Origin of the sequence: Paraburkholderia sp. BL25I1N1, from assembly GCF_003002025.1 — a bacterium.
Lineage (GTDB): Bacteria > Pseudomonadota > Gammaproteobacteria > Burkholderiales > Burkholderiaceae > Paraburkholderia.
Genome location: NZ_PVZB01000033.1, coordinates 1 through 24,836, shown reverse-complemented (window position 1 = coordinate 24,836; position 24,836 = coordinate 1). Strand labels below are relative to the sequence as shown.

The window sequence follows — 24,836 nt, the reverse complement described above, 5'->3', positions numbered from 1 at the left end:
GGATTGGGGAAGTGCGTATCATGACAGCATGAAACGGAGGCACCATGTGCTACTCGGCTCAGATCCAGGCGGACTATCGAAAATTTGTGCGCACCTTCGGCGCCCTGATGGACATCCACGAGTTCGCGCGTCTGTTTTTCGAGCGTGCCGAGGGCATCAGCAAGGCAAAAATACCGAAGGCCATGGAAGACGCTTTCGCCGAACCACAGAATGAAGCAGAGCGCGAAATCAACGCGCTCATCAGCCGCTTCAATTCGGCACAGGCGACGAAGCTTGAGCAGGACCTGTTCAAGCAGCGTAAGCGGCTCGCAGACGCGGAACGGTCACTCCAGACAAAGACAACGAAAGCAGCCACCGAAAGTCAGCGCATCGCGACCGATAAGATTACCTGGGCACGAGGCAAGCTTGACGACTTGCAGCGAACCGAGCCGAAGCCGCGGGATTCGCGGATTTTCCCCGGACATTACGCGCCCGTGATGGTCATCGAAGACGGGCAACGCATCGTGAAGCCAATGCGTTATCAATGTCGCATTGCTGGCAAACCGGCGGTCTACGATGTCAGATACCCCGGCACATACAACGCCCGACGCGACAATCTGGAAGGATTCTGGCGACCCTGTTTCGGATACACGCATGGGGTAATGCTGGTCGACGTCTTTTATGAAAATGTGAGCAAGGCGAAGTTTGAGGGCACTCTGTCCGAGACACACGACCAGGCCGAAAACATCGTCCTGGAATTTCGTCCGGACAACGGCCAGCTTATGCATGTCGCCTGTCTGTGGTCTCGGTGGAGCGCACCGGGTGAGCCAGATTTGCTATCTTTTGCGGCCATAACCGACGAGCCGCCGCCAGAGGTCGCGGCGGCGGGTCATGACCGCTGCATTGTTCCGATAAAGCCTGAGAGGATCGATGCATGGCTGAGTCCGAACGCATCGGACCTCGAGGCGATGTACGCGATACTTGACGACAGGGAACATCCGTATTACGAGCATCGACTTGCGGCATAGCCATGGGCCAGGCGAACGTCGGTGGTGGGGGACGATGCGTGCGTCCGTGGTCGCGGCATTGGCGGCAATGGCGTCGTAGTTGTCGCGTACTGAATTACTGACGCACCCCCACGCACCGAGGCGCCTGCTCTCTCTCAGGCACTTTGCATTTCAGCGCAGGTCGCGGAACGCCTCACTTGCGCTAGACTGGCTTGAGGAACCGGAAGGAGGAATGGATGATACGCAGGACGCTCAATGCCTCGCAGCTTCAGCAGGAGGTCAACCGGCGAATCCATCGACTGCAGGAAATCGTCGAGGATGGCGTGAAGATTCATGTGCCGCGGCCGCAGTTGCAAGAGGCTGACAAGACAGGCTGCAACTGGAACATGACCCACTTCGGCAACGCGGTCGGCTTCGAGCGCGACATCGAGGGCGTGCTCAAGGGCGTGCGCGCGGAATACAACCTCAATACCGAAGTGAAAGATACCGGCAACCCGTTTGCAGACTAACCGCGAAAGACAAAGATTCCCTGCTCGTTCTTGATGGCGTGGGTACTAGTGGTGCGCATATCTCAAATGGTCTACCTGCGACGTCCCTATCGCAGATATTCTTCTCTTGAACCTATGCGGTCTACATTCATATGGAAAGGATGACCGGATTTGCGGCCCGCGACAACGGCGATCTGTGGTCGGGGGTAGACTCGGTAGCCGATGAGACCGGGGATAGCCCTGTCGCTTCAAAATGTACGACCCGGATCCGGTCGGCACGAACGGGCGTCGTGCACCGGCCGGTTGGCTACATCGTCGACCCACACCAGACGGTCAGCGGAGGCTGCCCGGATGACAGAAAAACCTCACTCAGAGCGACCTTGCCACTGTGAGCTTCACAGTCGAAGCAGACGGTGTATGTCGTGGAAGTGAATGTCGCTAAAACGACCAGCGCCATCCACCGCATAGTCCAAAAAAGCTTAATGTGCGCAAATTTCCGAATCTTGAGACGACCCCAAGTACGTAAGCGACGAGCGAACATCGCCAAACGGCCCTGCTGCCGCCGGGCGCGCTATTAGGGGTTCAACGGCAGGTCACGGAGTGGCCCGGTCATCCAAGCCGGCTTCTCGGGGACAGCACTTCGGCCTTGGACGACGTTCAGGTGAAAGTAATCCTGTGCCACCACGCCGGCATATCGTCGCGTTGAGCAAGAACGACCCCCTTTTTCACAACCGCAACGGGATGATGCGTGCGACCTCCACCGTCACGTTCGCCCGTGTTATCAAAAAACATCGCTAGCGGCGCGATTTGCAAGGCCTTACCGGCGTTCTCGAAGACGCGCGGAAATCGCGCTTGCTGGACATCGATCGGTACATCATGGCCGCCTGCTGAGACACGCGTGCGCACACGCTGTTCCGCAAGATTAATGTCATCAAGCCCAACGAATAGCATCACCACGAAATAGCCTGCATCGACCCCGCGCGAAAGCTCTGCCAGCTTGTACCCTTGCGTGTCAGAAAAGACGGTCTCGTATACGAAGTGCCATTGCATTCCAACTGACGCGGTCAGCATCAATGCGCGCCGCTTAGTTGCCTCTGCTTGAGCAAGACGAGCTGTCTCTGGGGTCTGAGGGGCAGCTGGATTTTCCTGTGCGGCTTCATTCAATTCGCGTTCGATCTCGTCAGCGTTGATGTATTCAGCCTGCCATGCACCCTCCAGCATTGGTTCGAGCACCTCACGCCAAAGCGTGGTCTTACCTGCCCCATTCGGACCGGCAATCATGACCATCAATGGCTTATCTTCTGCGCTGGTGTGGAGCTCGTCCAGGAAGAAGTTTAAAAGCTCGTCACCACTCAATCGAGATTCATCCCAAATTTGTTTGAGTTCTTTCGAAGGTTTTCGATCCCTTTCTTGAGAGCAGTACGTCGTTCTGCCTGATGTTGTTGCACGCGCGTGCTCGGTGCTGTTGCCTTCGCGAGGAGCTCATACGCTCGTGCAAATTCATATGGACTCAGATCCTCCTGGCAAAGCATCTGGAAGATTGTAGTGTCTTGGCCAGGAATTGGTTCAACGAGATATTTCCCACTCAATGGAGTGTACTCGCGCCACTGCTGTGCGAGTTTGTGAAGACTCCACAAGCGGTTCCGGTTGGATTGATTGAGCTTCTCTAGCAATTCTGTACGCATCCAGGCGTACACAGTAATACGTTCAATGTGCAGAACTTGCGCGAGTTGCGTGACATTCAAACCAAATGCTTCACGTAGCTCGTCCACCATCCTCGCGGGCGTCGTCAGTGACGGTTCTGACTGGTGACTGTCGGAGCCGAGCTTGAACGGCAGAGGTATTGCAGCATTGATAGCTGTACCTCGGTATTGCGCAGGTTTCTCAAAGCAGATCGTGACAGTGGTCAGTGCCGTTCCAACGTCGACTGCAATTGCAGTTACATGACATACCGAAGTAGCACCAGATTTGCGCCACATTGCTTCCGGACCAATCATCCTGGCCAACTTCGCATCGCGCTCCGTAGCGTAGATCATGAGGTTCTTCCTTCAACGTTTGTTGGATTCCATTCCTCTGCAGCTAAAGGAGTAATCATCGCGCGGAACGCGGCAGACACATCGGTGTGCATTTGAGTAAATAGCTTGTCGAGCGCCGCACGGTCCACAGAAAGTTCATTGCCATCAATCCATCGATCACTGTCAATTACTCCGCACTCTGCATGTACAACGCTAGGTGATTCCTGACGTGGGGTAAGCATACCCTGCAAATCCATCGGAAGCGACGGAACCCCAAATCCCCTCATGAACTGTAGGCGCAATCGGCCTTGTGGGTAGGCAACATCCATCATTGAAACATTCAGGTCCGGGCCGCGTAGCGCACCTGGTAATGCCGGTACCCCAGCAAGGTTCCATGGGGCCTTTACGTATTCTTCTGGTTTACGGCCTAGCTGCGGAATAATGAAATCAACGTACCGCAGGCCGAGTCGCATCACTGACGTGACGTCGACATCAGTAAGTGCATCTGTAATTTCGAGCCATTCACTCCTGAACTGACGTGAATCGACGTAAGACGTCACCGCGTAGGTGAGCGAGCCCTGCTGGATTCGCACCATTGCATCCACGTCATTGTTCACGAGGTCATAGATCACCAATGGGACCGCTCTCTGCGGACTCGGCGCTGGAGCATCCAACGTGATTTCAAAGTTCAGAGCGCTTGTCTGGTTGATAGTCGGAAATTTTGATCCGGCCCTTTTTATGATCGCGTCACGCAATTGCTCTGGGGTTGCCGATGCGTTCGGCAGAAAACGAATCTGGGCGAGTACAAAAACCAAGGGCGCGGACGCCCATTGCCCTATCCGGCGGGCGGTGTCGCTTTTCAAGCGGCCTCCTTCTTTGTCGTCCACGAAAATCATTTTACACGACACTTTACACCTTACACACAATCTGACACACTGCATATGTCTTACACGAAATCTAACACTTACACTCAGCCGGGAGTGTGTCATGTCTCACACAGACGACCACAAGCCGAAGTTCATCCTCAATCTCCACGAGGTTGAGCACCCCCACCACGAGCTCAGCTACGCCGAACTCGTCTTCCTCGCCTACCCGCAGGACCCGCCTGCTGATACGTCGGACATTATTTACACGATCACGATCGAGTACATGGAAGGCGAAATCATTTCGTTTGCGCGTGGCGATAAACCCGTGGCTATCAAACAAGGGATGGTGTGCAATGTCCGCAAAACCGGCCGTTCTTGAGTCCGCGCTTGCCCCGTTCGTCGCGGCGGGGCTGCGTGTATCGGTGCAAGGTTCTTACCTGCTTCTGCATGACGTGCCTGTCGTTGACGATCAGCGACAGTTGCGGCTCGGAACTCTCATCGCGACGCTCGTCTACACCGATAGTCAGGTAACGCCGCCTGCCACACATCAGGTGTGGTTCGACGGCCCGTTTCCTTGCTTCGCAAGTGGCGCTCCGCTCGAGCAGTTGCGGCATTCGGAGGTCGCGGGGGGATTAGTCGCGCCCGAGGTTCCGGCCAAATACTTCTTCTCTAACAAGAATGAAGGTTGGACCGGATATGCGACACACTTTGACCAGCTGATGCATTACTGGCGGATCATCACGGATCAGGCGCGCGTGATTGATCCTCAATGCACCCAGCCGTTAGCGGCAGGGTCGGTGCAGGTGGAAGCTCGAAAGGATCCTTTCCGGTATCCGGACGCCTCTTCGACACGCGGCAGGTTTGAGATGGTGTCTCAGAAACTGGCCAAACTCCGCATTGCCATCGTCGGCATGGGCGGAACTGGATCTTATGTACTTGACCAGGTGGCGAAGACACCCGTTAACGAAATTCACCTGTTCGATGGCGACGTGTTCGAAGTACACAATGCGTTTCGCGCACCTTCAGCAGCATGTGAAGCTGATTTCGGGAAGATGAAGGTCGCGCATTTTCGCGACATGTACGATGCGATGCACACCGGCATCGTCGCTCATCCTGCATACATAACCGAGGCTAACGTTGGCTTGCTGGCTCAATTCGACTTCGTCTTTGTATGCATCGACAAAGGGCCGGCACGCAAATTAGTTTGCGCCCATCTCATTGACTGCGGCGTGACCTTTATCGACTGCGGGATGGATATGTCCCTCTCGAAGAAGGAACAGATCTACGGAACTTGCCGCGTTACCATGGCCAGCCCGACCATGCGTAAGCATTTTTTCGAACGCGCTCCGACGATGGAAGACGCCGGCGATGCGCTCTACGACCAGAACATTCAGATCGCCGATGCAAACGCACTTAACGCTATCTTGGCCGTCATGCGGTGGAAGCAACATTTCGGCTTCTACGCAATGAATTGGGATTGGCATCAGCTCGAGTTCGTTACGAACACAATGGCACTCGCACGAAGCGAAAAATCGGAAGACCAGAATGCGACTCCACCAGATCACGCCTGAGCTAGTTGAGCTGGCGCCCCGCGATCTCCAGCCCGGGCGACTTTATATCAGCAACAAATATCGTGCGGCAGTTCACTTATGTTGCTGCGGGTGTGGGGAAAAAGTTGTTACTCCGCTCTCGGCCGCCGAGTGGCAAGCTGAAGTCTCACACGGGTACGCGACGTTGCATCCGTCGATCGGAAACGGAGCGATGACCTGCATGTCGCACTACGTCATACGCAACAACCGTGTGGTCTGGTGCACGCCGTTATCGAAGATGCAGGCTAAAACTGTATTCGCGCGCGACCAGCGCGATCTTCACACGCTACATCGTTCTGCGGACAGCGTTGCTTACACCCGCGACGTAGCACCCTCTACAGAATTGCCGAAAATACTAAAGGTCAACCGGTGGGGACGCTTGCGGGCGATCTGGCGTTGGCTGACCTCCTGAATTTTTGACGTATGCCGAGGTCATTAGGACAACGGTTGTATCCGCCATTTGCTTATCCCGCACTTCCAGAGCAGCGGTCGTGACTGAAGGCAGCTTATTCAGAGGAAGGGCAGCATCGCTTCCACCCGACGACGGACTGGTTCGCTGCCCCCTGATCTTTGTCAGTCAGTTTGCTTATCGCCAACCCAAGCGTGCGTTACGACAGCGACCCTCGTGGTAATTCAAAACTGAAAAGGTCAGCCGCCCGAGAGGCGTCGCCCACGACTACGACCGACTTGCTACCCTTAAGTCCGGGCCGTTTCACCGCTATCTCCTCCCGAAAGAAGTTTCGGAAGGTGATCACGTTGTCCTTCCCCTTGTAGCACGTCTCTTTGGAATTCTTCAGTGATTCAGGCACAACCAGGCAGATGTCCTGTCGTCCCATGTCATCAATTGCCTCGGAAGATACACGATCGTCGACTGTCGCGAGAAACAGCGCAGCGTTGAACTTCTCGAGCGTGACCTGTTTCCAGCGTTCCCGCAACGTGGTTTTCGCCGACAACACGGCTGCCTCGTCAAATTTGCGCTCAAGCGACTGGAGAGTTACGAGCGATGGCAGCACGAAGTCTGGCCGGCGCCCTCCGGTCACTGCCTGCTCGTCGAATGGAATACTCCCGTCACGGAGCACTCTCGCAATATGTTGCTCAAACGATCGGCCGGCGCGAGACTTGCGATGCTGGCTTGCACTCAGGAACGTGGCGTCCAGCAGGGGAAAACCGCGGACGACCGCAGTTACAATGTCCTGCCCTTCCGAGGTGACGATGCGAAGGACTTCAGCGGCGCGATGGCGCAACTCGGCCCGTTTGTACAGTGTGTACTCGATATCGCGACTGATCTTCATGATCGCATCGCCAGGATTCTCGATGGCATAAGGATCGAGACTCTGGAGGCCATGTTCGGCGATGAAGATCTGCTGAGCCCCCTCAGCCAGTACGGAAGGCGCGGGCAACCTGGACACCGACGCGATGAACTCGGGAAGGCGCCCTTCGTTGAAGAACCGCGATAGCTCTTCAATCAGTGCTTCGGTTTCGTCCTTCGGCGGCGTCAACGCCTGACGTGGATCGAACAGGCCGAAATGAAAGTCGGCACCCAGATCAAATGCGGATTCGAGAAGTTCCGCGTCTTCACCGCCCGAGTCGATTGTCATCAAACAGTAGCGGCACCCGCTCACTTCCTCCGTCAGCTTGCCGACCATGAGAAGCGATGCAGGTGTCAGCCCGGCAAACTCACTTTTCGGCACGCCGGTCAGATGCATCTCATGACCTTTGTTCGAATAGTGCTTCAGGTTGGATGACTTTATCTCGCCCGTGTCAGGCCACAACGTGCGGACGGCCGCCTCGAAGATATGCGGCTTGCCCGTGTTGACGTTTGCCAGATTGGGGAAAAAGCCGGCTTCGCGAATCTCTCCGGGAATGTAGGGCCCGTTCTGATGACCTTTCGTGCGGTCATCAGCCCAACCGCAGTCGTTTCGCGAGAGTTTCTTGATGAACAAAACCGAACTTCGGCTGATCCACTTCTGGATTTCCGGCCAATTGCCAGCGATCGCCATATCGCGCCCCGTCTCTCAGTTTTTCTCTGTATAGTGCATTCACAGGGAGCGCGAAGCTGCGCGCCCCCTTGACGCTCATGTTTTTCAGACTGTCCGGTCCCTGGAGTCTAGGCCGCGACCATGATTTCACGCGGCGCTGACGGGCGCGACGATAGACGTTTCGCTTCAAGGATCCTCGACCTCATCAGCTTGGCGACAGCAGCAAACACCGGCACGATCACGGAGTTACCAAACTGCTTGTAAGCCTGCGTATCTGACACAGGAATCCTGAAACTGCCCTCTCCCGGACCGTCGTATCCCATCAACCTTGCACATTCACGGGGCGTGAGACGTCGGGGACGGTTACGCAGGTTGTCCGGGTGGAAAAAGTCCTTTCGCGGAGAGAAACCTCTGTCGATCAGGATTTCCGATCCATCCTTGTAGTAACGCGCAGACAGGGTCCTCGTGACATCGGAGCCAGTTACGAGACCGTAGCCAAATCCGTTGCCCTTCGCCTTGTGCTTGATCGAATAGTTGAAGAGGTACTCCCATAGCTTGGGCGTCAGGACGTACTTGTCCTCCACAGCAGGTTCCAGGAGTTCGGCAAGCGACGGCCGTTTCTTCGGAAACTGCTTGCGGATATCGCTAAGTGTGAACCCGTCGTGTACATCGAGATCTTTCCGGAATCCAACCAGCACGATACGTTCACGATGCTGCGGCACAAAGTGCGCACCGTCGACAATCTTTGGATCAGTCGCGCCAGATGCATCGACATCCGCGATCCAGTATCCGAGTTCAAGTAGCGTATCAACGATGATCTTGAACGTCCGCCCCTTGTCGTGACTCTTCAGGTTCTTCACATTTTCGAGCACGAATGCGGCAGGTTGCTTCGCGGCGATGATCCGCGCGACATCAAAGAACAGGGTGCCCTGCGTTTTGCATTCGAAACCATGAACGCGGCCGAGCGCATTCTTTTTCGAAACGCCGGCGATGGAAAAAGGTTGGCACGGAAAGCCCGCAAGCAGCACGTCGTGATCAGGAATCTCCGCGTCAATGTTCTGGTACGCCTGACGCTCGGAGATATCTTCCCGGTCGCTCAGCGTGATCTTGCGAATGTCATCGTTGAACCTGTGATGGGCCGGGTCGCAGTAGTAGTTCGCCTTGTAGGTCCGGACCGCTGGCTCATTCCACTCGCTCGTGAAAACGCACCGGCCTCCCGAACGCTCGAACCCGCGCCGGATTCCTCCGATCCCGGCGAAGAGGTCAATAAAGTCGAAATCGGCTTTCTGGCTCTTCGGCGGTTTTGGAAGCAGATCCTGCAACGCGCAGTATTCAGCGTGACTGAGCCGCATCGACGCCTTGCCGTTCACCCATCGGTTGATCGTTTCCCGGCACCACGAACCCTCGCCTCCCATGTTGAGGTATTCGGCGAGGTATTTCTGGTCGTAAATTTCCAGGGCCTTTTTAACCAGAGCGAGTTCGTTGTTTGTTTTTTGCATATCCGTGGTGCGGGGTGAATTGCGTGACATCCTATCACTCGTTTGACCCAGCGAGCGAGCATATTTACTTCGCTGTTGCCGCCGTCCAAAGAGACAGTTGTCGACCGCCAGGCGGATCGTTGCGATCTGTCCACCGTCATCCGCCGCTTAGCGTCGTTCAGGACCGGGCGTTAAAGACACGAACGGACGAGATGGGTATGATCGATTTCCAAAACGGTCCGTGCCTTCCGCGCTGCTGTCGCACGTCCTCGCGCTCTTGCCTGACATTCATCGTTGCGACCTTGCGTCGCGTTGAGTCGCCAGCATGCGACGGTACTGGTCGTTCTCGAGCAGCAGATGATCGATGCGCTCGCGCAACTGCGTCACCTGACGTCGCAGCGCCTCCGCTTCGGACGAGGCCTGTAAGCGGACCGCGTCGTTCTGCGCTTTCAGGAAGCGCTCGGTACCCTGTAGCTGGTCCGCTACCTTTGCGAGCGCCGCACTACCCGAACCGGCATTTGTAATCGCCTGATGCAACTCATCCAGCAGTCCGGCGATCCGCGTTTCCGCGATCGACGCGCGCATCTCGGCCTGACCGAGATCGCGGCGCAAGCGCGCGTTGTCCTGCTCGAGGCGACCAACACGCGCGTGCGCATCGGCCAGTGACGCCTCTGCGAGCTGTAAGCGCAGGCCCGGTTCGGTTCGCGGGGACGCAGTGTCCTCCCGGACAGTATCCAGCCGTTCCATCTGGGTGGCCAGCCGTGCGCTCATCTGCGCCATCAGCGGCGCGATTGCATCCCGCATGACCGGTTCCAGCGACCGGCGCACCATGTGCGTGTCAGGCATCGCGGAGTTAGCGTCACCCGTCTGCCCGACATGGATCGGAGCGAGCGCCTGGGCACGTGCGATCGCCTTCTGGATAGTCGTCGTGCTCGGACGTCGCGTGACGCCCGTCACCGCCGACAGATCCCGCAGCAGGCGCGCGTATGTTGTCGCGCCATACAGGCGCCCGGTCACCGCACGCACGTCGTCAACCAGGCTATCCAGGAAGCGTGCGTTGTCCAGCGGAAAATCCCGGTCGCGGGCAACGATCGCGCCCAGGATCTCACGCAGTTGCGGGTCGGGCCAGTTCAGGCGGGGGCGCGACACGTTCTACTCCGCTAGACCGGGTGCGGTGAGCTCACCGGGCTCGGACAGCCGGCGGCCATTGATTACCAGCCCCGCGTCCACCGGCACTGCGGGAAAACGGGCGAGCTCAGGCCACTCGTCGAGCCTCACCCAGAGATCCCCGCCTGCGCGCTGGTTCGCGCCAACGATTTGAAGGCAACGCACCGCTTCAGCGGCGGGATTGAACACACGCGCGGTCAGCCGCGCATCATAGTCACCGGCCATCAATTGCAGGCGCGCACCAGCAGGCGCGCCGTCGGATGCCGTCCACCCCGCGTACGCACCGTGTCTGACATGAATCCTGTAGGTCAGATAGTCGAGCCGTGCGAACCCGTTCGCGTCGAGGAGACTTTCGTCCAGCTCGAGAGCGGTATCGAGCAGCGGCGCTTGGCCGCTGCGCTCGATCGCGGCGCGGGTCGCATAGTGCGGCTGCGCGCCGCGCCGGTTTGTTGCGGGCTGGCCCGGTACCCGGTATTGATAAACGGTTGTGATCGCCATACTGCCTTTCCTTGCAAAATTCATCAGTGCGCGTGCGCCTGCGGCCGCGGCTCGTTGATATCACCCTTCATGGAGCGCCGGTGATCGGCCCTGAGGTGCACCCCGAGTGTCTCAATCCTGGTCGCATAGGCGGCCTGGATTGCGGCGCGCAGCCGCTCGCTGATCCAGGTGCGGGCGAGCCACGCCAGTGCTCCGCGCAATGTCGCACTTACGCTGGCGGACGACCGCGCCGTCATCGTCAGATCGCTCATGTGCGGCCCCTTCCCCCATTCGCCATCTCGCCGGTCACTGTCGCGCGGTCGAACAGATGGAGCACCGCTCGCGCCACCTGCTGTGAGATCAGCGCGAGATTCTCGTCCGGCCGGCTGCGCTGTTCGACCTGCAGTTTGGGATGAATCAGGTTACGCGACGTGCGCAACGCGTCGGCGTGTCTGCGCAGGGACGGGTCGATGTAATCCAGTTCGCCGGCCACCTTGATGAGATCGACCAGCGACCATTCGGCCACCGGCTGTTTCTCGCCGCGCCTTCTCGGATCCCGCGGTGCGGCCTTGGCCGTCATCGCGGCGACTTGATTGCGCCCCAGCCATGCGTGCAGCACCGCCTCGATGATTGCGCCGTACAGCGCAGTCGCGGCCAGCCACGCCCGGGCGCCTTGGCACCGCGCCGCTTCGTCCCAGAAAAACCGCAAGGTGTCGGCTTCCGCAGGCGCGAGCCCCAGCTCCTCGAACGGCGGCCACTCGGGCTCCACGGGCGCCAGAATGGTCGCCGGCGGACGCAGGCCGAGCCGCGGTATCACATCGTGCGCATATTGGCGACGCCCGTCCGCGGTCAGCATGAGCCGGAACGGCCAACCAAGCAGGTCATGGTCATTACGGCGGACCAGGCCGCGAGCGATCAGCGCACCAAGCGTGGCATCGCAAACCGTTTCACCGAGGCGAAACAGGTAGATGCCAAGGGCGGCCTCGACGAGGCCGCCACTCGCCAGCGGGTCGCGCTCGTCCCCGCCGCTGCCGATCACCGCGATGATCAGGTCCTCGGCCGAGGCGGTTTGCGACACAAGCGCCGGATGACGCCGCCCGCGTTGCTGCCAGCGCATCTCGCGGGCGATCTGCCCGGCACGGGTCGATTCCCAGTACTCCTGGACATCGCCGCCGAAACCCTCCCGCCGCTGTGCGAAACCGTCGGCCGCCAGGCTCAGGAGCGCCGCGATGACCGCCGCCGGCTCGAACGGCCACGTCGCCTCGACCTCGCGGATGCCTTCGAGCACAACTCCGCTCCCTATGTTGCCGGCGGTGAACATTTCATGCTCGTGCGATGAAGCAAAAGTAGCAGCGTTTGGGAAGTAAAAGTCCCAACACCCAATTTGACAACCAAAGACGGCGGCGCCAGGCGGCGGCCTTGGGTGCACCGGCGTGAAGGCAGCGAAAGTTGTAGAAGTCAGCCGGTCGCGGATCGTCGGCCGGCGCCCTCGATGAGTTGCCACGGAGATTCCCGTCACCATGCGTCTCGTCCATCAGCTTTGGAGCCGTTCCTGGACCTGTCGGTCGGGCGGCGCTCGCTAGCCGGTCACCGCACCCAACATGGATCCCTTGCACCGCTTCGTCGCACAGTGGCACGCGTAGTCGGCGACCAGTTCGGGAGTGATCGCTTCATCGAGCGTGAGCCCATAGGCGATAAACAACTCGTCTCCGGGCAGCACGTCCCGGATCGTCTCGATAAAAACGCGCCCCCGCTCATCCTCGATCGCCTCACAGTTCGGCCTGCACGAATGGTTCAGCCAGCGGGCACTGTTGCCACCCATGCTGCCGTCAATTACGCGTCCGTCAGCAAGGCCGAAGAGAAACGTGTGCCCGGGCGTTCCAGAACGCTTGTGCCTGGCAGCGGCCCGCCGCCAGGAGGTGACTTCACCGCGATATTCAAGGATCCGCGCGCCAGCGGTGATAGCCTGCAGCGCGAACACGCCCCGCCCATGAACTGAAGATTTTCTGACCGCCACACGCCGCACTTCCGGACTCCTGGTTCGTTGATGGCAGCGAGCATAGCGGGCGCTGCGTGGCACCGCAACTGCCCTGTGTCATTCAGAACAGTGTGGTCTGACGGGGGTCCCGTGGTGGCGGGCGGGAAACGGCAGTACGGCCAGGTCGACGGTTGCGGCCACGACGATTCCGCACCCGCTGCAGGTGGGCCAGCATCAGGCAGCCCGCTATCCCATCATGAAACGCAACGCAAACAGACCGGTTTCGCCGTGCGCACACGGTCTGGTCGCGCAAAACGACAGTCGCAGACCCCGCGACTTCGCGCGCGCAATCATCTGCGTGCGGCTCATACCGTGCCAGCAGTCAGCGATGAACGCCTTCACCGTCTCGGGCAACGACTCATGCGCGATGCCGGCGGGGAGCGTCAGCCCGGTGAGCAGATAGATATCAGCCATGCAGCGACTTTCCGGAATGCAGTGATCTCTGTTTATACCGCTTTTTTTCGACGTATCCCCGGTTTGGCCTGTTTGGCCGTGCCCGCCGCGCGCGGCGGGCGGGTCGCACGCCGTGCGTTCCCGCCCCTGGAAGGAACAGCGGACCGGTGCGCGTCTCTCGCATCCGCTTGTGCATCCCGTGTCGCGATGAGCTCCGTCTGCAGCCGCGTGTTCTCCGCCTGAGCCGCATCAAGCCGCCCCTGCAGCACGCCTGTCTGATGACGCGCGTCGCCCAGTTGCGCCTGCAGGGTGTCAACGGCCCGGCGGTGGTCCGCATCCTTGCGGTCCGCGCGGCGTGCGGCTTCGTCGACCTCTTTCTGCAGCTTCGCCGCATGCCCCCGCTCGCGGTCAATCTCCAGCAAGGCGCGTTTCTCGGACGCCCTGAGCCGATCCCCGGCCCGTTCGGCTGCTTCGCGCTGCTTTTCCAGATCCCGCGAAAAGCCTTCCCTCACTTCCACGAGTTCGCGATCGCGCCCAGCCAGCGCGTCCCTGAGTCGCGCGAGCTCCGCTTCGAATGACTGTCGCTGCGCGTGGCCTTCAGCGTGTGCCTTTTCCAGCTCCCGGACCTCGACCTGCGCGGCCAGCAGCGCCGCGGTGCGCTGTTCGAGCGCGGTCTCGGTGCGACCCAGCTCGTCGCGGGCGACGACGACCGACTGTTGCGCCTCGACGCGTTGTGCTTCGAGTTCTTCGCGCAACGCACCGAGCGCGGCCTCCGCTGACACGCTCGCGCGCTGCCAGAGCGTGGCGACCAGTTCGCCGGCGGCCGCCCCGAGATCGGCGGGCAGGTCGGGATGGTCGATGCGTACGCGGCTTTTTTCGCGCAGCTCGGCCCAGAATTCACCGAGGACCTGGGTCGGCGTGCTCATGCTGCCCCGCTTCACCAGCTGGTAGAGGCGGTTCGCGGTCGGCGTGATGCCGAAGCGGAAGAACAGCAGCGCGCAGACCTCGCGGTACAGCTCGCGGGTTTTCGGGAACGCCACCTTCAGGCGGTCGATCTCGGCGGCCAGCGCGGCGTCGGGGGACAGGAGGTCACTCATGAGGATTTTGACGGGGTGGTTTCTGTCTATATTACTACGTAAACCGATACAGATCTAACGCCCTCTTCCTGTAATTTTGACATTATTACTATAATGTTGATAAGTGCGCGAGTTGCGCGACAACCGTCGCGTGACACCCTGAGCCAGATCCGCCGCGTGCCCGACCATGAAAACTGCTCTGACCGCCCTGCGTCCGATCGATGCACTGGAACTATCCGCCGAGCTCGATGGGGCGGCACGGCACCAACCGCGCGAATGGCCAGATGCAGGTCGCCGCTAATACGGATCTCGACGCAATCCGCGCATGGCCCGCTTCATCGATACGAAGACGACGTTCGACAACTACCGCAAGGAAGCCGAACGGCTGCTGCTGTGGTCCACCCTGCAGATGGCGAAACCGCTCTCCTCGCTCACGCACGAGGACCTCCTTGTCTACCAGCACTTTCTCGCCGATCCGCAACCTGCCGCGCGGTGGACCGCGGATGGCGGCCGTTCTATGGCCCCCTGTCGGAATCAAGCCAGCGGCAGGCGATGGTGATCCTCAACGTCATGTTTGCGTGGCTGGTGCAGGCGGCGTATCTGGCCGGCAATCCCTTGTCGCTGTCGCGCCAGCGCGCACGACGGGCCCGGCCACACATCGTCCGGTATCTGTCGCCCGAACTGTGGCTCGAAGTCAAAACGTTCATCCAGGGCATGCCCAGTGAGACCCGTCGCGAGCGCGAACATCACGCACGCGTGCGCTGGCTTTTTACGCTGCTTTATCTGGGTGGCCTGCGGATCACGGAGGTGGGCACGAATACGATGGGTCGCTTCTTTCGTCGTCCTGACAAGAACGGCAAGGATCGCTGGTGGCTCGAAGTGATGGGCAAAGGTGGCAAGGAACGGCTGGTGCCCGCCACCACGGAAATGATGACGGAGCTTGGCGCGTACCGGCGAACCCGCGGGTTGCCAGCACTCCCCTCGCCGGGCGAGGACACGCCGCTCGTGCTGCCGGTCGGCCAGTCACGCAAACCGCTCACGCGCGCCGCTTTGCACCGGATTGTGAAGGACGTCTTCAGCGGTGCAGCCGAAGCATTGCGTGCACGCGGCGAAGACCATGCGCAGCGCGCAGACCGCCTCGAGCAGGCATCGGCGCACTGGCTACGTCATAGTGCAGGGTCACATATGGCGGATCAGCAGGTCGATCTGCAACTCGTGCGCGATAATCTCGGGCATGGGTCACTGACGACAACCAGTCAGTATCTGCACATGGACGATGATCGCCGGCATCGCGAAACCGACGAGAAACACCGGATCGACTGGTAACGCTCGACGCGACCCGGACGATAACGGTCGAGGGCGTGCGGAAACTGTTTTCTTATCGCTCAACACAAGCCCACCGGCCTGATCGATCGAGTTTGATAGATCGGGCGCACGCTAACGTAACGTATTGAGCGCAACAAAGCCCCTCGGGGCCTTAGCTTTCAGCCATCCTCATCGCCTTTATCGCCCCGTCAACCCCAAGTATATTCATGACGCGCTTCAGGTTGTAGGCCAGTACCTGAAGACTCATTTCAGTGCTCACCCTTCCGAGCGTCCGGGTCAGGAAGTGCGTGGCGCCCATCCAGTGCTTGAGCGTACCGAATACGTGCTCAACGGTACTTCTGCGGATGATCATTGCATCTGGCTTCCGCTCAAGCCGACGCTGCATGGCTTCCAGCACGTGTTCGTGTTCCCACCGTCGGATTCGACGATAGTCGCTGGGAGAACATCTCTCCTTGAGATGGCAACGCGGGCAGGCACTGGGCCAGTAGACCTGCAGAGTCATGTCATGCTCAACAGTCGTGAATCGACGAATTGCACGCTCGCCTGCGGGGCATTGATATTCATCGCTCCTCGCAACGTAGACGAAGTCTCGCTTGGTAAAGAGCCCCTTCTTCCCTTGATGCGGAAGTGAGCGGTTTAGGGACATACGTTTTGATGCCGGCAAGCTCGCACGCACGGATATCCGGGCCGCTGTAGTAGCCCCGATCAGCCAGGACTTTCAGCTTCGCCTTACCCATCGTGTTCTTCGTCGATAAAGCCATCCTGCTGAGTTGCCCGTGATCGCTTCCGATATTCATCACCTCGTGCTCAACAATCAGGTGATGTTTCGTGTCCACGGCGGCCTGAACGTTGTAGCCGACCGTTCCGGTTCTTTTGCCACCGCTGGTCATGGAACGAGAATCCGGGTCGGTAAGCGACAGCTGTCCGTCCGGTTCTTTCTTCAGCTGCGCTTTGATTTGCTCGATCTCACGCATCCGCTGGCGCAACAGAGCGATCTTCTCGTACAGGCGCACGGTCTTCACATCGAAACCTGTCGGACTGGTCCGGTCTGCGGTTTCAATCATGTCGAGATATCGCTGAACGCTTTCCTCAATCTGCTGCTGACGCTTGTCGATCTTGCCTGCCGTGTAGTTCCTGTCACGGCTGTTCACAGCCTTGAACTTGCTGCCGTCGATGGCCACCATGTCACTGGATAGCAGCTTCAACCCGCGACACAGTTCGACGAAACGGCGGCACACGTCGCGAATGGCTGGGCCGTTGTCGCGACGAGAGTCGGCGATCGTCTTGAAGTCTGGTGCCAGACGTCCTGTCAGCCACATCAGTTCGACATTACGCTGGCATTCGCGCTCAAGACGCCGGCTCGAAGGTACACGGTTCAGATACCCGTAGATATATAGATCTTGAGCATCACGCCAGGATGATAGGGCGGGCGGCCCGTGAGCGCCGGCGTGGTGCCGCTGAAACCAAGTTCCGCAGGGTCCAGTTCGTCGACGAAGGCATCGATGACCCTGACCGGATTGTCCTGTCCGATGTAGTCATCGACGGATTCGGGAAGTAGTGCGACCTGCTTGCGGTCATCGCCTTCAACGAATCGCTTCATGAGTCACCTGATCTCAGTGCGTTGATTCAGTTTAGGCGATCATTGCGTTTTCACACGCCCTCGGCCAGAGGGCGATTCCGGCGCCACTATCCCGCTCCCCCGGCCGGCGACAACTCAACGTTTGATCAGGAAATCGTCGGCCGTGAGTCTGACCACTTCGCCCGGATGCAGACGGACTTTTCTTTCGGCGACCGCGACAATGCGACGCCGTCCGTCAGCAAAAGCCTTGAGCATGCGGACCTGGTCAGCACCGGCGGGTAACCAGAATTGCGCTTCGAGCGCTTCCCGCGTGATCGCACAGGCAACCTCGCTGCGCTGACCTGCCAGGCGAAATGAGATTTCGCGTCGGTCCGCCGTCACGGCTGGCATCAACTCAATAAGGTCCATGATTAGCTCCCAAATCCAGCTGCGACCTTGCAACCTGCTGTCCCTTTTCCCGGAATGTAGCAGAACAGGCGGCGAACATGTGCCGCGCAGGCGCCCTGCCGTGTAGCCCGCTGCGGGCCTGATGGAAAACTGTAGTGGTCAAGCCTCTTTGGACACCAACAAAGGGGTTTTTCAATAAATCGAAGTTTCGTACCGCAATGGCGGCAGATTGTTTGCCGCCGAATGAATGCGCCGGTAGTTGTAGAAGTCTGCGATGCCGCCCTTGACCTGTTCGTCCACCGGACTGCAATGGTGCGAAGGATGTCTTCCGCACGTATCGCTAGTCTTAGGGGTTGTTCAATAACGAAGAAGCCGGTCGACCGCGTGTTGATCGGGTCGGCCCGACGCCGTCGTCATCGGTGGCAGCGTGCACAAACCTCATAGAAGCGCTCAAGGCTCGCAGCAAAGGACGAAACCGGCTCCCGATAGTATCCGTCCTCGGTGGCATACGCGCCGATCTGGAATAGCGCCTCATACTTCTGCTGTCGAGGATCTACTAACGCCTGATCGCCTTGCGGGCACTCGGAAACGTACCGCCCACCGTCGGTAAACTCCCACGTACTGGGTGGCTGACTCTCGTGCGGCAATCCGTCCTCGTCGTTGCATTCGAGGCAGGAAATAGAAATGGCGGGGTTTTCACAAAAAATAACTCCTGGGGCGGTGGTGTTAGCGTAGCTGACCGGAGAAGGGCTTGAAACAAAGAAGAAAGACTTTTCCGTCAAAAAAGAGGCCCGCCTTACGAGGTCGGCGGGCCGAAAATTCGAGGGATGGAGTTCGCCCTGAGAGATGCGGTCCCTCGAATGGCGTCGGAGAGTGTAACCAGCCGAATCCCAGTTTTCCTCCACCCGGCCGAATAGTTCCACCACTTGACGGAACCGCACAAGAAAAAGCCCACCGACGCGAGCTGGCGGGCTGAAAAGACAATTACATAGACCTGATGCCGAAGCCTGATGCAGCAATGGCCGCTCGCAATCTGGCCGTCGCTTTCGAGCATTACAACGAAAGGCATCCGCATAGCGCGCTGCGATACCGCTCGCCATGCGAGTTCCGGCGCAGGACCGATTCATCGACCTTGGTCTGAGGTGGTGCGCGGTATTACAGGGGCGACTCCAATCAGCTTCAGAGACCTGGTATGTTTAGACCGGTCTAGTCTGGCTACGCCCTTTTTCGTGTCCCCTTCGGTCAAGAGCATGACCGCAGCCGCCGCATGCGTCCGCCGCCAGCTCCGAACGACTAAGCTTAGCTTCGGTCGTTGGAGGCTCGCCTATCTCAAGCCAAGCCCACCCTCAATCTTTCAGCCTACTGATCCCTCGGGCGGCAGATTCTTCCTCGTGGACACCTTCAATATCGCGCGTTATGGATCACGTCAGGGACTACTCGTGTGAGGATCGGGAAACGCCGCAGATACCGTCGCTCCAGAAGCTAAATGACAGCCCCGCGCATGCTCCGGTCCATCCACGATGGTAGCCGCGGTCCACCGCCGTGGACGAAATAAAATTCCGCTACCGACGGACAATCACTTGACGTTTGCGAGGAAATCATGCCGTTACCAAAGGTAGACAATTTCATCAAAAACCAGCGAAACGGCGTCACATACAACATCTGCGCCTATCGCAAACTTTCAGCTGAAGAGATGACGCGCGCAATGCAAGTCTTCATTCAGCAACAAGGTGAGCGTCAATCGAAGCAAGGATCAGTCGTCAAGATCTTCTCGCTGGTCGGTCTTTTCGACCATTAGTCGTGGTGAAGCCCCAGACGCAAGTTAGCGGAAGTCGGGCAGAACGAGCGGCCGGTTGTGCCGCTAACTGTCAAAGCACCTGAGCGTCGCATGATGATGCATCGTTTTTGCCCATCCAATCAGGCTCCGACTGCATCTGAACGTACGGCGCCCGCTAGTCGAGCATTGAAAGAAGATCTGCAATGCTCGTGTCAGGCAATCGCTTGGCAAGCATGTCCCAAAAGATCACAGCGTGCATCGCGCTGGCATCTTCGGCCGTTTTCCACTCGCGCGCTCCGACGATAGAATCGGCCGTTTCGCGAGCGGCGGAAACAATTGTCTGAATGTCTTGTTTGTACATGAACTTGTTAACGTTCGTGCGCAAAGCTTTGTTAGCCTCAAGCACATTCGTTTGCTAAGATTTTTTCTACCTCAACCCTGCTTGAGACAACCCCTGTGGGCGAACAACAAGCTGAACGAGGCGCTTTACATCATACAAGCGCGCCGCGTGCGCAAAAAGGCAGGAAACTTCTTACTCGCAAACCCGGGCAAATCGCGCACGAACACCGAATGAACGATCGCAGAAGGCACGCGCCCAAAAGGGCACAATGCGTTGGTTCGCGTGGCTCCCTATCGTCGGTTAGTCCGGAAGGCGATCGACAGGTTGAAAGCGTGAGCCCATAACGACGCTCTGTCCTCCTACCCGTAATCGCCAGGTTCCGCGCCAACGGGGAGAGTCAAGTCGGCTCGCAAGTTGTCACATTGAATCAATGCGCCGGCGACCGTATCCCGGGACGCATCTAGCTGCAGAGTCTTTGCAATACAGACAAGGCACCAGACTAAGGTGGGCAGGCGAAGATGTACGCGTGCACGCTTCTGCAAGCGCATCTCCTGAAGGACCGGACATCATTCTAACTCTTCCAGTGTGCCGGGTCGCTTTACGGCGGTTATCGGGAAGCTTTTGTCGGAGAAGACCAAGTCGTTGACTTGTCGCGTGCTCCAAATGGCTTCGTATTACAGCCGTGTGCGACACGTGTCGCACACGGCTGTAATACGAGGAGGCCCGTTCAAAAATAACCCTGAGGGTTGTTTGCTTTTCCGTAAATCGGCTAATCTTGGGCGCCTGAACAACGGACCAAGGAATCCCAGCACCGATCATTGATGACGAACTGCGTGCACTGATCGAAGCGCTACATTCGCCGGCCAAACTGCGACGAAGGCGATATCCGGGGCGCCTCCCAGCCTCGGACCGCACAGCGCTCAATGGCATCCTGTTTGTGCAGAAGACAGGGATGCACTGGAACCATCTACCGACCCAGTTGGAATCCGCTCGGAAGTGACCTACTGGCGTCGGCTGCACGACTGGCCGCAGGCTGGGGCGTGGGACAAGTTGCGCGAATCTGGCCAGCTCGATCTCTTATGCGCGCTCGTCGGCTCATCGTCCGAGCGATCCCGACCGGCGCGAACCACAAAGATGTTACGCAATTGCCGCCGCTGATCGATCCCATCCCGCCAGTTCTCGGCACACGCGGCGGCCGCGTCGCAATCCCTAAGTCATCTACGCCAACCGACGCTTCGATTCCGTTGCGCATCGCGCCGCCTTCGCGATTGCGGCATCAGGCCGATAATCGCAAGGCGCCGCACCGAACACGGAAGCGGCTTCGGAAAATGCCGTTGGGTCGTCGAATGAACTCACTCGCGGCTTCATGGTTTCCGTCGTCTTCGCATTCGCTTCAAACGTCGCGTTGACATTCATGACGTATTCCTCAAGCTAGCCTGCGCGCTGATTTGCTGGGACATCTTCAGCCGCGCTGAGCTGCCTTTTTTAACTCACTTCTAAGTGAAAAATATATGCGCTATACATTCCGTCTCGGTTTTGTCGAGACGTGCGCCAGTGCATTGGAAATTTACCTGTTCACAAAGGCCGAATCAAACGGCCTGCAGGCTATGCGATATCTGGCCGCCCTGTGTCGTCAACAGCCAATGTGTTGGCCAATTCGGCCATGAAATATTGCGGCGAGAATCAACCGTATAGCATGCGGCAATAAGAAAAATACAGGGTCTTGGGAGAAGACTTTGCAGACCACACATTTCCGGGGAAAAGTAAAATGGACTTGGTACATACTCTGCCGCACAGCTCGCGGCAAAGTGCCGCGCCGGCGCGAACGAGCTCTCTGACTCGCGTCGACATCGCGCTGTTTAACGGATTCGCATTGCCTACAGTCGCGGCAATTATCGAAATTTTCCAGAAGGCGAACTCCCTCGCCGCGGCGCGATCGGGCCGCGCACGTTACGACGTCTCGCTGCTGTCCGCCGCAGGCGGCCGCATCGCAAGTTCGTCATCGGTATTTGTCTGGACCGACGATGTCCAGTCGCACCGAGGCACGAACGACACGCACCTGTTGTACATCGCCGGCGGCGTCGGGGTAGAGCAGGCATCCCGCGACGAGCGGTTGAGCAACTGGCTGCGCCGCAGGCATCCGTTCAGCGAGATCGTACATCCAATCGCGGAAGGTCAACTGCTGCTCCAGACAGCCGGGCTGCCCGGGCGCTACTGCCCGCTACTTTACGACGGCAACGAAGCACACGGGCGGCATCCGGCGCGGTCGCTGACACAAGCGCCGGACGCCGTATCGACGGCGCTACGGATCGTCGAAGAGGATCTCGGCGCCGATTTGGCACAGCAGGTGACCGAGTCGGTCGCCCCTCAGGCCAAGGCGCCGGTTAGCTCGTCAATCAAGCTTGGCGTGACGCCGCAGATCAGCCAGAAAATCCTGGCATCGGCGCGCTGGCTGGAAGCGAACGTCGATCGCCCCATTTTAATCGACGATGCAGCACAAGTTGCGGCGATGAGCGAACGCAACTTCCTGCGCCGCTTCAAGAGCGAGATCGGTATGACGCCTTCCGACTATCTGCTTCGCGCACGTCTGAATATGAGTTGCCGGATGCTCGTTGAGTCGCGTCTGCCAGTCGACAAGATTGCGCGCCGCTGCGGCATCGGCAGCGGCGCGCAGTTGTCGAAGCTGTTCAGAAAATATCTGGCGACGACTCCGACGGACTATCGGATTCGTAACCACGTGGCCCTGTAGCAGCCTCAAGCATACGCATCGGATCAACGACACGAGCCCAATCCAAGGAGCACCACTGCCGTACCTTACTTTGACATCGCACTGCACGGCGCACTGAAATTCCAAACAGGTTTGCTTACTGAGCAGGCACCCCACAGCTATCGCCGACCTTGAGCCTGCAGACCGATTTGTTGATCGACGAACTTGCTTATGACATGGCGCTTACACGATGGGTGACGATATCATCGAGCAGCGTGCCGAAATCAGCGCGCTACTCGTCTCTCCGCGTCGACCGAGAACACCGCCCTTTACGTACACGGTACGCCGTTGTCGAAGTACTTCGCCAAGCAGCTAGTGCGTATCGGTGTTGTTTGACGCTATTTTTCAACGAAGCCGGTAAGCACTGCGGCAGCCCCCTAACATAAATGGGCGCCACAGATCCTCTGCTCGATTACTGCCGGCGACAGTCTGCCGAGACTAAATAGAGCCTCTTCACATTCGCGTTGGTAACCAAAATCGGACACGGTCAACACGTCCGAGAAGCTTGCACAAAGGGCGCATGCCGTCTACGGACGGTAGATATTGATTATATCGGCCATTATCGTGGTTCATTCAGCCGAGTCGTCATTGCACGGATACGATTTCGGTAACATCAAAACCAGTCAACTCGTTCGTCGACCCAAAGAAGGATCGTCCTACACGGTCCGCCGTCCGATGGCAACGTTCGAATCGGCGGCTTTCAACTTCAGGCTGATTAACCTATCAATGTGCAGGGAGTTATGGGCGAATTTATTCCAGAGTATCTGGTCCGCGAACAGGCGGCTGTTGGCGCGATGGTGTTGTTCAGCATTCTACGCATCGTCGCCGCTGCTGTCGGTTTCGAGAAGGGCTGGCGTTTGGCGATCATACAAGGCTATTGCATCGTGATCGCCGTACTCTACTGCCTGCCTCAGCTATTTGACCTCTTCACATACTCGTATGGAATGCAGGCCGCAGTTGCGGCCGCGGAGCTCGAGGGCAAGGCTGCGGGCTCGGCGATGGCGCTCTTTTTCGCGCCCATTTTGAGTCACAAGCTCGGCTACGAGTAGTTAGCTTTCATGTCTCAAACCTATGTGACTCCAGCTTCCTATCAATATGCCGCACCGATCGTTCAACCAACGCTGGCCAACAGCGATGGATACGTCGGGCTCAGTCTGCAAATAGCATTGGCAGTGGGGTCGCTCCGTATGCGCCTTGTCGTGACGCTACGCATCAGATCAAAGATAGCGTTACCAAACTCATCGAGGGGTTGTAAGTGGTCGAAAATTTTATGCAAAGACATTTCAGAATGTTGAGCGCACGCAGCCGCACACTTTCGAAGGATAGTTCATGATTCTGGTAACGGGCGGCGCCGGTTTTATCGGCGCCAATTTCGTGCTCGACTGGCTCAATGCGTCGGACGAAGCGGTACTGAACGTGGACAAGCTGACGTACGCCGGCAATCTGGGTACGCTCAAGTCGCAACAAAACAATCCGAAGCACATTTTCGTGCGCGCGGACATCTGCGATCGCGCTGCGCTCGACGCGCTCTTCGCTGAGCACAAGCCGCGTGCCGTACTGCATTTCGCCGCCGAGAGTCACGTGGACCGTTCGATTCATGGCCCGGCTGATTTCGTGCAAACGAACGTGGTGGGCACCTTCACGCTGCTCGAAGCGACTCGACAGTACTGGAGCGCGCTCGGCGAAGCCGACAAGGCCGCGTTCCGCTTTCTGCACGTTTCCACCGACGAAGTATTCGGCTCGCTCTCCGCAACCGATCCGCAATTTTCCGAGACCACGCCGTACGCGCCGAACAGTCCTTACTCGGCCACCAAGGCAGGTTCCGATCATCTGGTGCGCGCCTACCATCATACGTATGGCCTGCCGGTGCTCACCACGAACTGCTCGAACAACTACGGTCCGTACCAGTTCCCCGAGAAACTGATTCCGCTGATGATCGCCAACGCGCTCGGCGGCAAACCGCTGCCGGTCTATGGCGACGGTCAGAACGTGCGCGACTGGCTATACGTCGGCGACCATTGCAGCGCGATCCGCGAAGTACTCGCGCGCGGCACGCCGGGTGAGACGTACAACATCGGCGGCTGGAACGAGAAGAAGAACCTCGACGT

At 58.5% G+C, this 24,836-nt stretch carries 23 protein-coding genes and 4 pseudogenes; 12 read left to right on the top strand and 15 right to left on the bottom strand.

What is annotated here, in order from left to right; translation table 11 throughout:
- Window positions 1-44: 44 nt before the first annotated feature.
- Together B0G73_RS34700 and B0G73_RS34695 are read left to right on the top strand one after the other, a co-directional pair.
- A complete protein-coding gene (locus tag B0G73_RS34700) occupies window positions 45-1,007 on the top strand; it encodes an SOS response-associated peptidase family protein (protein WP_106285618.1) in 963 nt (320 codons plus the stop codon).
- A 215-nt stretch (window positions 1,008-1,222) separates the two neighbouring features.
- Window positions 1,223-1,495 carry a hypothetical protein gene (locus B0G73_RS34695; protein ID WP_106285617.1) on the top strand — a complete coding sequence of 91 codons (273 nt, stop codon included), beginning with the start codon at window positions 1,223-1,225 and terminating at the stop codon, window positions 1,493-1,495.
- A gap of 636 nt (window positions 1,496-2,131) precedes the next feature.
- Here B0G73_RS34695 and B0G73_RS34690 read toward each other — a convergent pair.
- The 3 genes from B0G73_RS34690 to B0G73_RS34680 are packed head-to-tail and all read right to left on the bottom strand — an operon-like array spanning window position 2,132 to window position 4,352.
- Entirely contained in the window at window positions 2,132-2,830 is a 699-nt protein-coding gene (locus B0G73_RS34690) for a zeta toxin family protein (protein WP_106285616.1), read from the bottom strand.
- Entirely contained in the window at window positions 2,827-3,510 is a 684-nt protein-coding gene (locus tag B0G73_RS40770) for a hypothetical protein (RefSeq protein WP_181196714.1), read from the bottom strand. The genes B0G73_RS34690 and B0G73_RS40770 overlap by 4 nt, the downstream gene beginning before the upstream one ends.
- Window positions 3,507-4,352 carry a TIGR04255 family protein gene (locus B0G73_RS34680; RefSeq protein WP_175164847.1) on the bottom strand — a complete coding sequence of 282 codons (846 nt, stop codon included), beginning with the start codon at window positions 4,350-4,352 and terminating at the stop codon, window positions 3,507-3,509. Before B0G73_RS34680 ends, B0G73_RS40770 begins: the two co-directional genes overlap by 4 nt.
- A 124-nt stretch (window positions 4,353-4,476) precedes the next feature.
- On the opposite strand from B0G73_RS34680, the gene B0G73_RS34675 reads away from it, so the two are divergent.
- From B0G73_RS34675 to B0G73_RS40970, 3 genes are read left to right on the top strand one after another with little or no spacing between them, the layout of a single operon-like run.
- On the top strand, window positions 4,477-4,734 hold the full coding sequence (locus tag B0G73_RS34675) for a hypothetical protein (protein ID WP_106285614.1): 258 nt from the start codon (window positions 4,477-4,479) through the stop codon (window positions 4,732-4,734).
- Complete coding sequence (locus B0G73_RS34670; RefSeq protein WP_106285613.1) at window positions 4,709-5,926, top strand: ThiF family adenylyltransferase; 1,218 nt, start codon at window positions 4,709-4,711, stop codon at window positions 5,924-5,926. The genes B0G73_RS34675 and B0G73_RS34670 overlap by 26 nt, the downstream gene beginning before the upstream one ends.
- Window positions 5,901-6,356: a DUF6527 family protein gene (locus B0G73_RS40970; RefSeq protein ID WP_219907310.1), complete on the top strand. Its 456-nt coding sequence runs from the start codon at window positions 5,901-5,903 to the stop codon at window positions 6,354-6,356. Before B0G73_RS34670 ends, B0G73_RS40970 begins: the two co-directional genes overlap by 26 nt.
- A 196-nt stretch (window positions 6,357-6,552) precedes the next feature.
- On the opposite strand, the gene B0G73_RS34660 is transcribed toward B0G73_RS40970, so the two are convergent.
- The 9 genes from B0G73_RS34660 to B0G73_RS34620 all read right to left on the bottom strand — a co-directional run bounded on the left by B0G73_RS34660 (window position 6,553) and on the right by B0G73_RS34620 (window position 14,573).
- Window positions 6,553-7,944: a type II restriction endonuclease gene (locus tag B0G73_RS34660; RefSeq protein ID WP_106285612.1), complete on the bottom strand. Its 1,392-nt coding sequence runs from the start codon at window positions 7,942-7,944 to the stop codon at window positions 6,553-6,555.
- Window positions 7,945-8,051: 107 nt separating this feature from the next.
- Window positions 8,052-9,452 carry a DNA (cytosine-5-)-methyltransferase gene (gene dcm / locus B0G73_RS34655; RefSeq protein WP_258194108.1) on the bottom strand — a complete coding sequence of 467 codons (1,401 nt, stop codon included), beginning with the start codon at window positions 9,450-9,452 and terminating at the stop codon, window positions 8,052-8,054.
- Between the two features lie 237 nt (window positions 9,453-9,689).
- The gene (locus tag B0G73_RS34650; protein WP_106285611.1) at window positions 9,690-10,550 is read right to left on the bottom strand and encodes a hypothetical protein; all 861 of its coding nucleotides are present in this window, start codon (window positions 10,548-10,550) and stop codon (window positions 9,690-9,692) included.
- Window positions 10,551-10,553: 3 nt separating this feature from the next.
- Window positions 10,554-11,066, bottom strand: a complete 513-nt coding sequence (locus B0G73_RS34645) for a hypothetical protein (RefSeq protein ID WP_106285610.1) — start codon at window positions 11,064-11,066, stop codon at window positions 10,554-10,556.
- A 23-nt stretch (window positions 11,067-11,089) separates the two neighbouring features.
- Window positions 11,090-11,317, bottom strand: coding sequence for a CRISPR-associated protein Cas5 (locus B0G73_RS34640; RefSeq protein WP_106285609.1), 228 nt, complete (start codon window positions 11,315-11,317; stop codon window positions 11,090-11,092).
- Entirely contained in the window at window positions 11,314-12,366 is a 1,053-nt protein-coding gene (locus B0G73_RS34635) for a hypothetical protein (protein ID WP_106285608.1), read from the bottom strand. The genes B0G73_RS34640 and B0G73_RS34635 overlap by 4 nt, the downstream gene beginning before the upstream one ends.
- Before the next feature lie 258 nt (window positions 12,367-12,624).
- Window positions 12,625-13,071, bottom strand: a complete 447-nt coding sequence (locus B0G73_RS34630; protein ID WP_106285607.1) for an SET domain-containing protein — start codon at window positions 13,069-13,071, stop codon at window positions 12,625-12,627.
- Between the two features lie 198 nt (window positions 13,072-13,269).
- Complete coding sequence (locus B0G73_RS41510; RefSeq protein ID WP_258194107.1) at window positions 13,270-13,497, bottom strand: hypothetical protein; 228 nt, start codon at window positions 13,495-13,497, stop codon at window positions 13,270-13,272.
- Window positions 13,498-13,529: 32 nt separating this feature from the next.
- A complete protein-coding gene (locus tag B0G73_RS34620) occupies window positions 13,530-14,573 on the bottom strand; it encodes a DNA-binding protein (protein WP_106285606.1) in 1,044 nt (347 codons plus the stop codon).
- A 166-nt stretch (window positions 14,574-14,739) separates the two neighbouring features.
- Here B0G73_RS34620 and B0G73_RS34615 point away from each other — a divergent pair.
- Window positions 14,740-15,878: pseudogene (locus B0G73_RS34615) on the top strand (tyrosine-type recombinase/integrase).
- Between the two features lie 151 nt (window positions 15,879-16,029).
- Here the strand turns inward: B0G73_RS34615 and B0G73_RS34610 are convergent.
- Both B0G73_RS34610 and B0G73_RS34605 read right to left on the bottom strand, forming a co-directional pair.
- Window positions 16,030-17,478, bottom strand: a pseudogene (locus B0G73_RS34610) (IS1182 family transposase).
- Window positions 17,479-17,592: 114 nt separating this feature from the next.
- Window positions 17,593-17,898, bottom strand: a complete 306-nt coding sequence (locus B0G73_RS34605; RefSeq protein ID WP_308705942.1) for a DUF1488 family protein — start codon at window positions 17,896-17,898, stop codon at window positions 17,593-17,595.
- 937 nt (window positions 17,899-18,835) lie between these two features.
- Here B0G73_RS34605 and B0G73_RS34595 point away from each other — a divergent pair.
- A pseudogene (locus tag B0G73_RS34595) lies at window positions 18,836-18,985 on the top strand (integrase core domain-containing protein); the annotation flags it as partial.
- A 459-nt stretch (window positions 18,986-19,444) separates the two neighbouring features.
- Entirely contained in the window at window positions 19,445-19,642 is a 198-nt protein-coding gene (locus B0G73_RS34590) for a hypothetical protein (RefSeq protein WP_106285603.1), read from the top strand.
- A gap of 154 nt (window positions 19,643-19,796) precedes the next feature.
- Here B0G73_RS34590 and B0G73_RS34585 read toward each other — a convergent pair whose 3' ends face one another.
- On the bottom strand, window positions 19,797-19,982 hold the full coding sequence (locus B0G73_RS34585) for a hypothetical protein (RefSeq protein ID WP_106285662.1): 186 nt from the start codon (window positions 19,980-19,982) through the stop codon (window positions 19,797-19,799).
- A gap of 781 nt (window positions 19,983-20,763) precedes the next feature.
- On the opposite strand from B0G73_RS34585, the pseudogene B0G73_RS34580 reads away from it, so the two are divergent.
- From B0G73_RS34580 to rfbB, 4 genes and pseudogenes are all read left to right on the top strand, one after another.
- A pseudogene (locus B0G73_RS34580) lies at window positions 20,764-21,461 on the top strand (transposase).
- A 268-nt stretch (window positions 21,462-21,729) separates the two neighbouring features.
- A complete protein-coding gene (locus B0G73_RS34575; RefSeq protein ID WP_106285602.1) occupies window positions 21,730-22,710 on the top strand; it encodes a GlxA family transcriptional regulator in 981 nt (326 codons plus the stop codon).
- A 758-nt stretch (window positions 22,711-23,468) separates the two neighbouring features.
- Entirely contained in the window at window positions 23,469-23,777 is a 309-nt protein-coding gene (locus B0G73_RS34570; RefSeq protein ID WP_106285601.1) for a hypothetical protein, read from the top strand.
- 280 nt (window positions 23,778-24,057) lie between these two features.
- Window positions 24,058-24,836 (top strand): dTDP-glucose 4,6-dehydratase (gene rfbB, locus B0G73_RS34565; RefSeq protein ID WP_106285600.1); only part of this gene is annotated, 779 nt, incomplete at its 3' end.

What these genes read in the sequence shown, in the direction of transcription:
- B0G73_RS34700 (WP_106285618.1), top strand. Translation starts at nt 45, where the DNA reads ATGTGCTACTCGGCTCAGATCCAGGCGGACTATCGAAAATTTGTGCGC.
- B0G73_RS34695 (WP_106285617.1), top strand. Translation starts at nt 1,223, where the DNA reads ATGATACGCAGGACGCTCAATGCCTCGCAGCTTCAGCAGGAGGTCAAC.
- B0G73_RS40770 (WP_181196714.1), bottom strand. Translation starts at nt 3,510, where the DNA reads ATGATCTACGCTACGGAGCGCGATGCGAAGTTGGCCAGGATGATTGGT.
- B0G73_RS34675 (WP_106285614.1), top strand. Translation starts at nt 4,477, where the DNA reads ATGTCTCACACAGACGACCACAAGCCGAAGTTCATCCTCAATCTCCAC.
- B0G73_RS34670 (WP_106285613.1), top strand. Translation starts at nt 4,709, where the DNA reads ATGTCCGCAAAACCGGCCGTTCTTGAGTCCGCGCTTGCCCCGTTCGTC.
- B0G73_RS40970 (WP_219907310.1), top strand. Translation starts at nt 5,901, where the DNA reads ATGCGACTCCACCAGATCACGCCTGAGCTAGTTGAGCTGGCGCCCCGC.
- B0G73_RS34660 (WP_106285612.1), bottom strand. Translation starts at nt 7,944, where the DNA reads ATGGCGATCGCTGGCAATTGGCCGGAAATCCAGAAGTGGATCAGCCGA.
- dcm (WP_258194108.1), bottom strand. Translation starts at nt 9,452, where the DNA reads ATGTCACGCAATTCACCCCGCACCACGGATATGCAAAAAACAAACAAC.
- B0G73_RS34645 (WP_106285610.1), bottom strand. Translation starts at nt 11,066, where the DNA reads ATGGCGATCACAACCGTTTATCAATACCGGGTACCGGGCCAGCCCGCA.
- B0G73_RS34640 (WP_106285609.1), bottom strand. Translation starts at nt 11,317, where the DNA reads ATGAGCGATCTGACGATGACGGCGCGGTCGTCCGCCAGCGTAAGTGCG.
- B0G73_RS34635 (WP_106285608.1), bottom strand. Translation starts at nt 12,366, where the DNA reads ATGTTCACCGCCGGCAACATAGGGAGCGGAGTTGTGCTCGAAGGCATC.
- B0G73_RS41510 (WP_258194107.1), bottom strand. Translation starts at nt 13,497, where the DNA reads ATGGCTGATATCTATCTGCTCACCGGGCTGACGCTCCCCGCCGGCATC.
- B0G73_RS34620 (WP_106285606.1), bottom strand. Translation starts at nt 14,573, where the DNA reads ATGAGTGACCTCCTGTCCCCCGACGCCGCGCTGGCCGCCGAGATCGAC.
- B0G73_RS34590 (WP_106285603.1), top strand. Translation starts at nt 19,445, where the DNA reads ATGCCGTTACCAAAGGTAGACAATTTCATCAAAAACCAGCGAAACGGC.
- B0G73_RS34585 (WP_106285662.1), bottom strand. Translation starts at nt 19,982, where the DNA reads ATGTACAAACAAGACATTCAGACAATTGTTTCCGCCGCTCGCGAAACG.
- B0G73_RS34575 (WP_106285602.1), top strand. Translation starts at nt 21,730, where the DNA reads ATGGACTTGGTACATACTCTGCCGCACAGCTCGCGGCAAAGTGCCGCG.
- B0G73_RS34570 (WP_106285601.1), top strand. Translation starts at nt 23,469, where the DNA reads ATGGGCGAATTTATTCCAGAGTATCTGGTCCGCGAACAGGCGGCTGTT.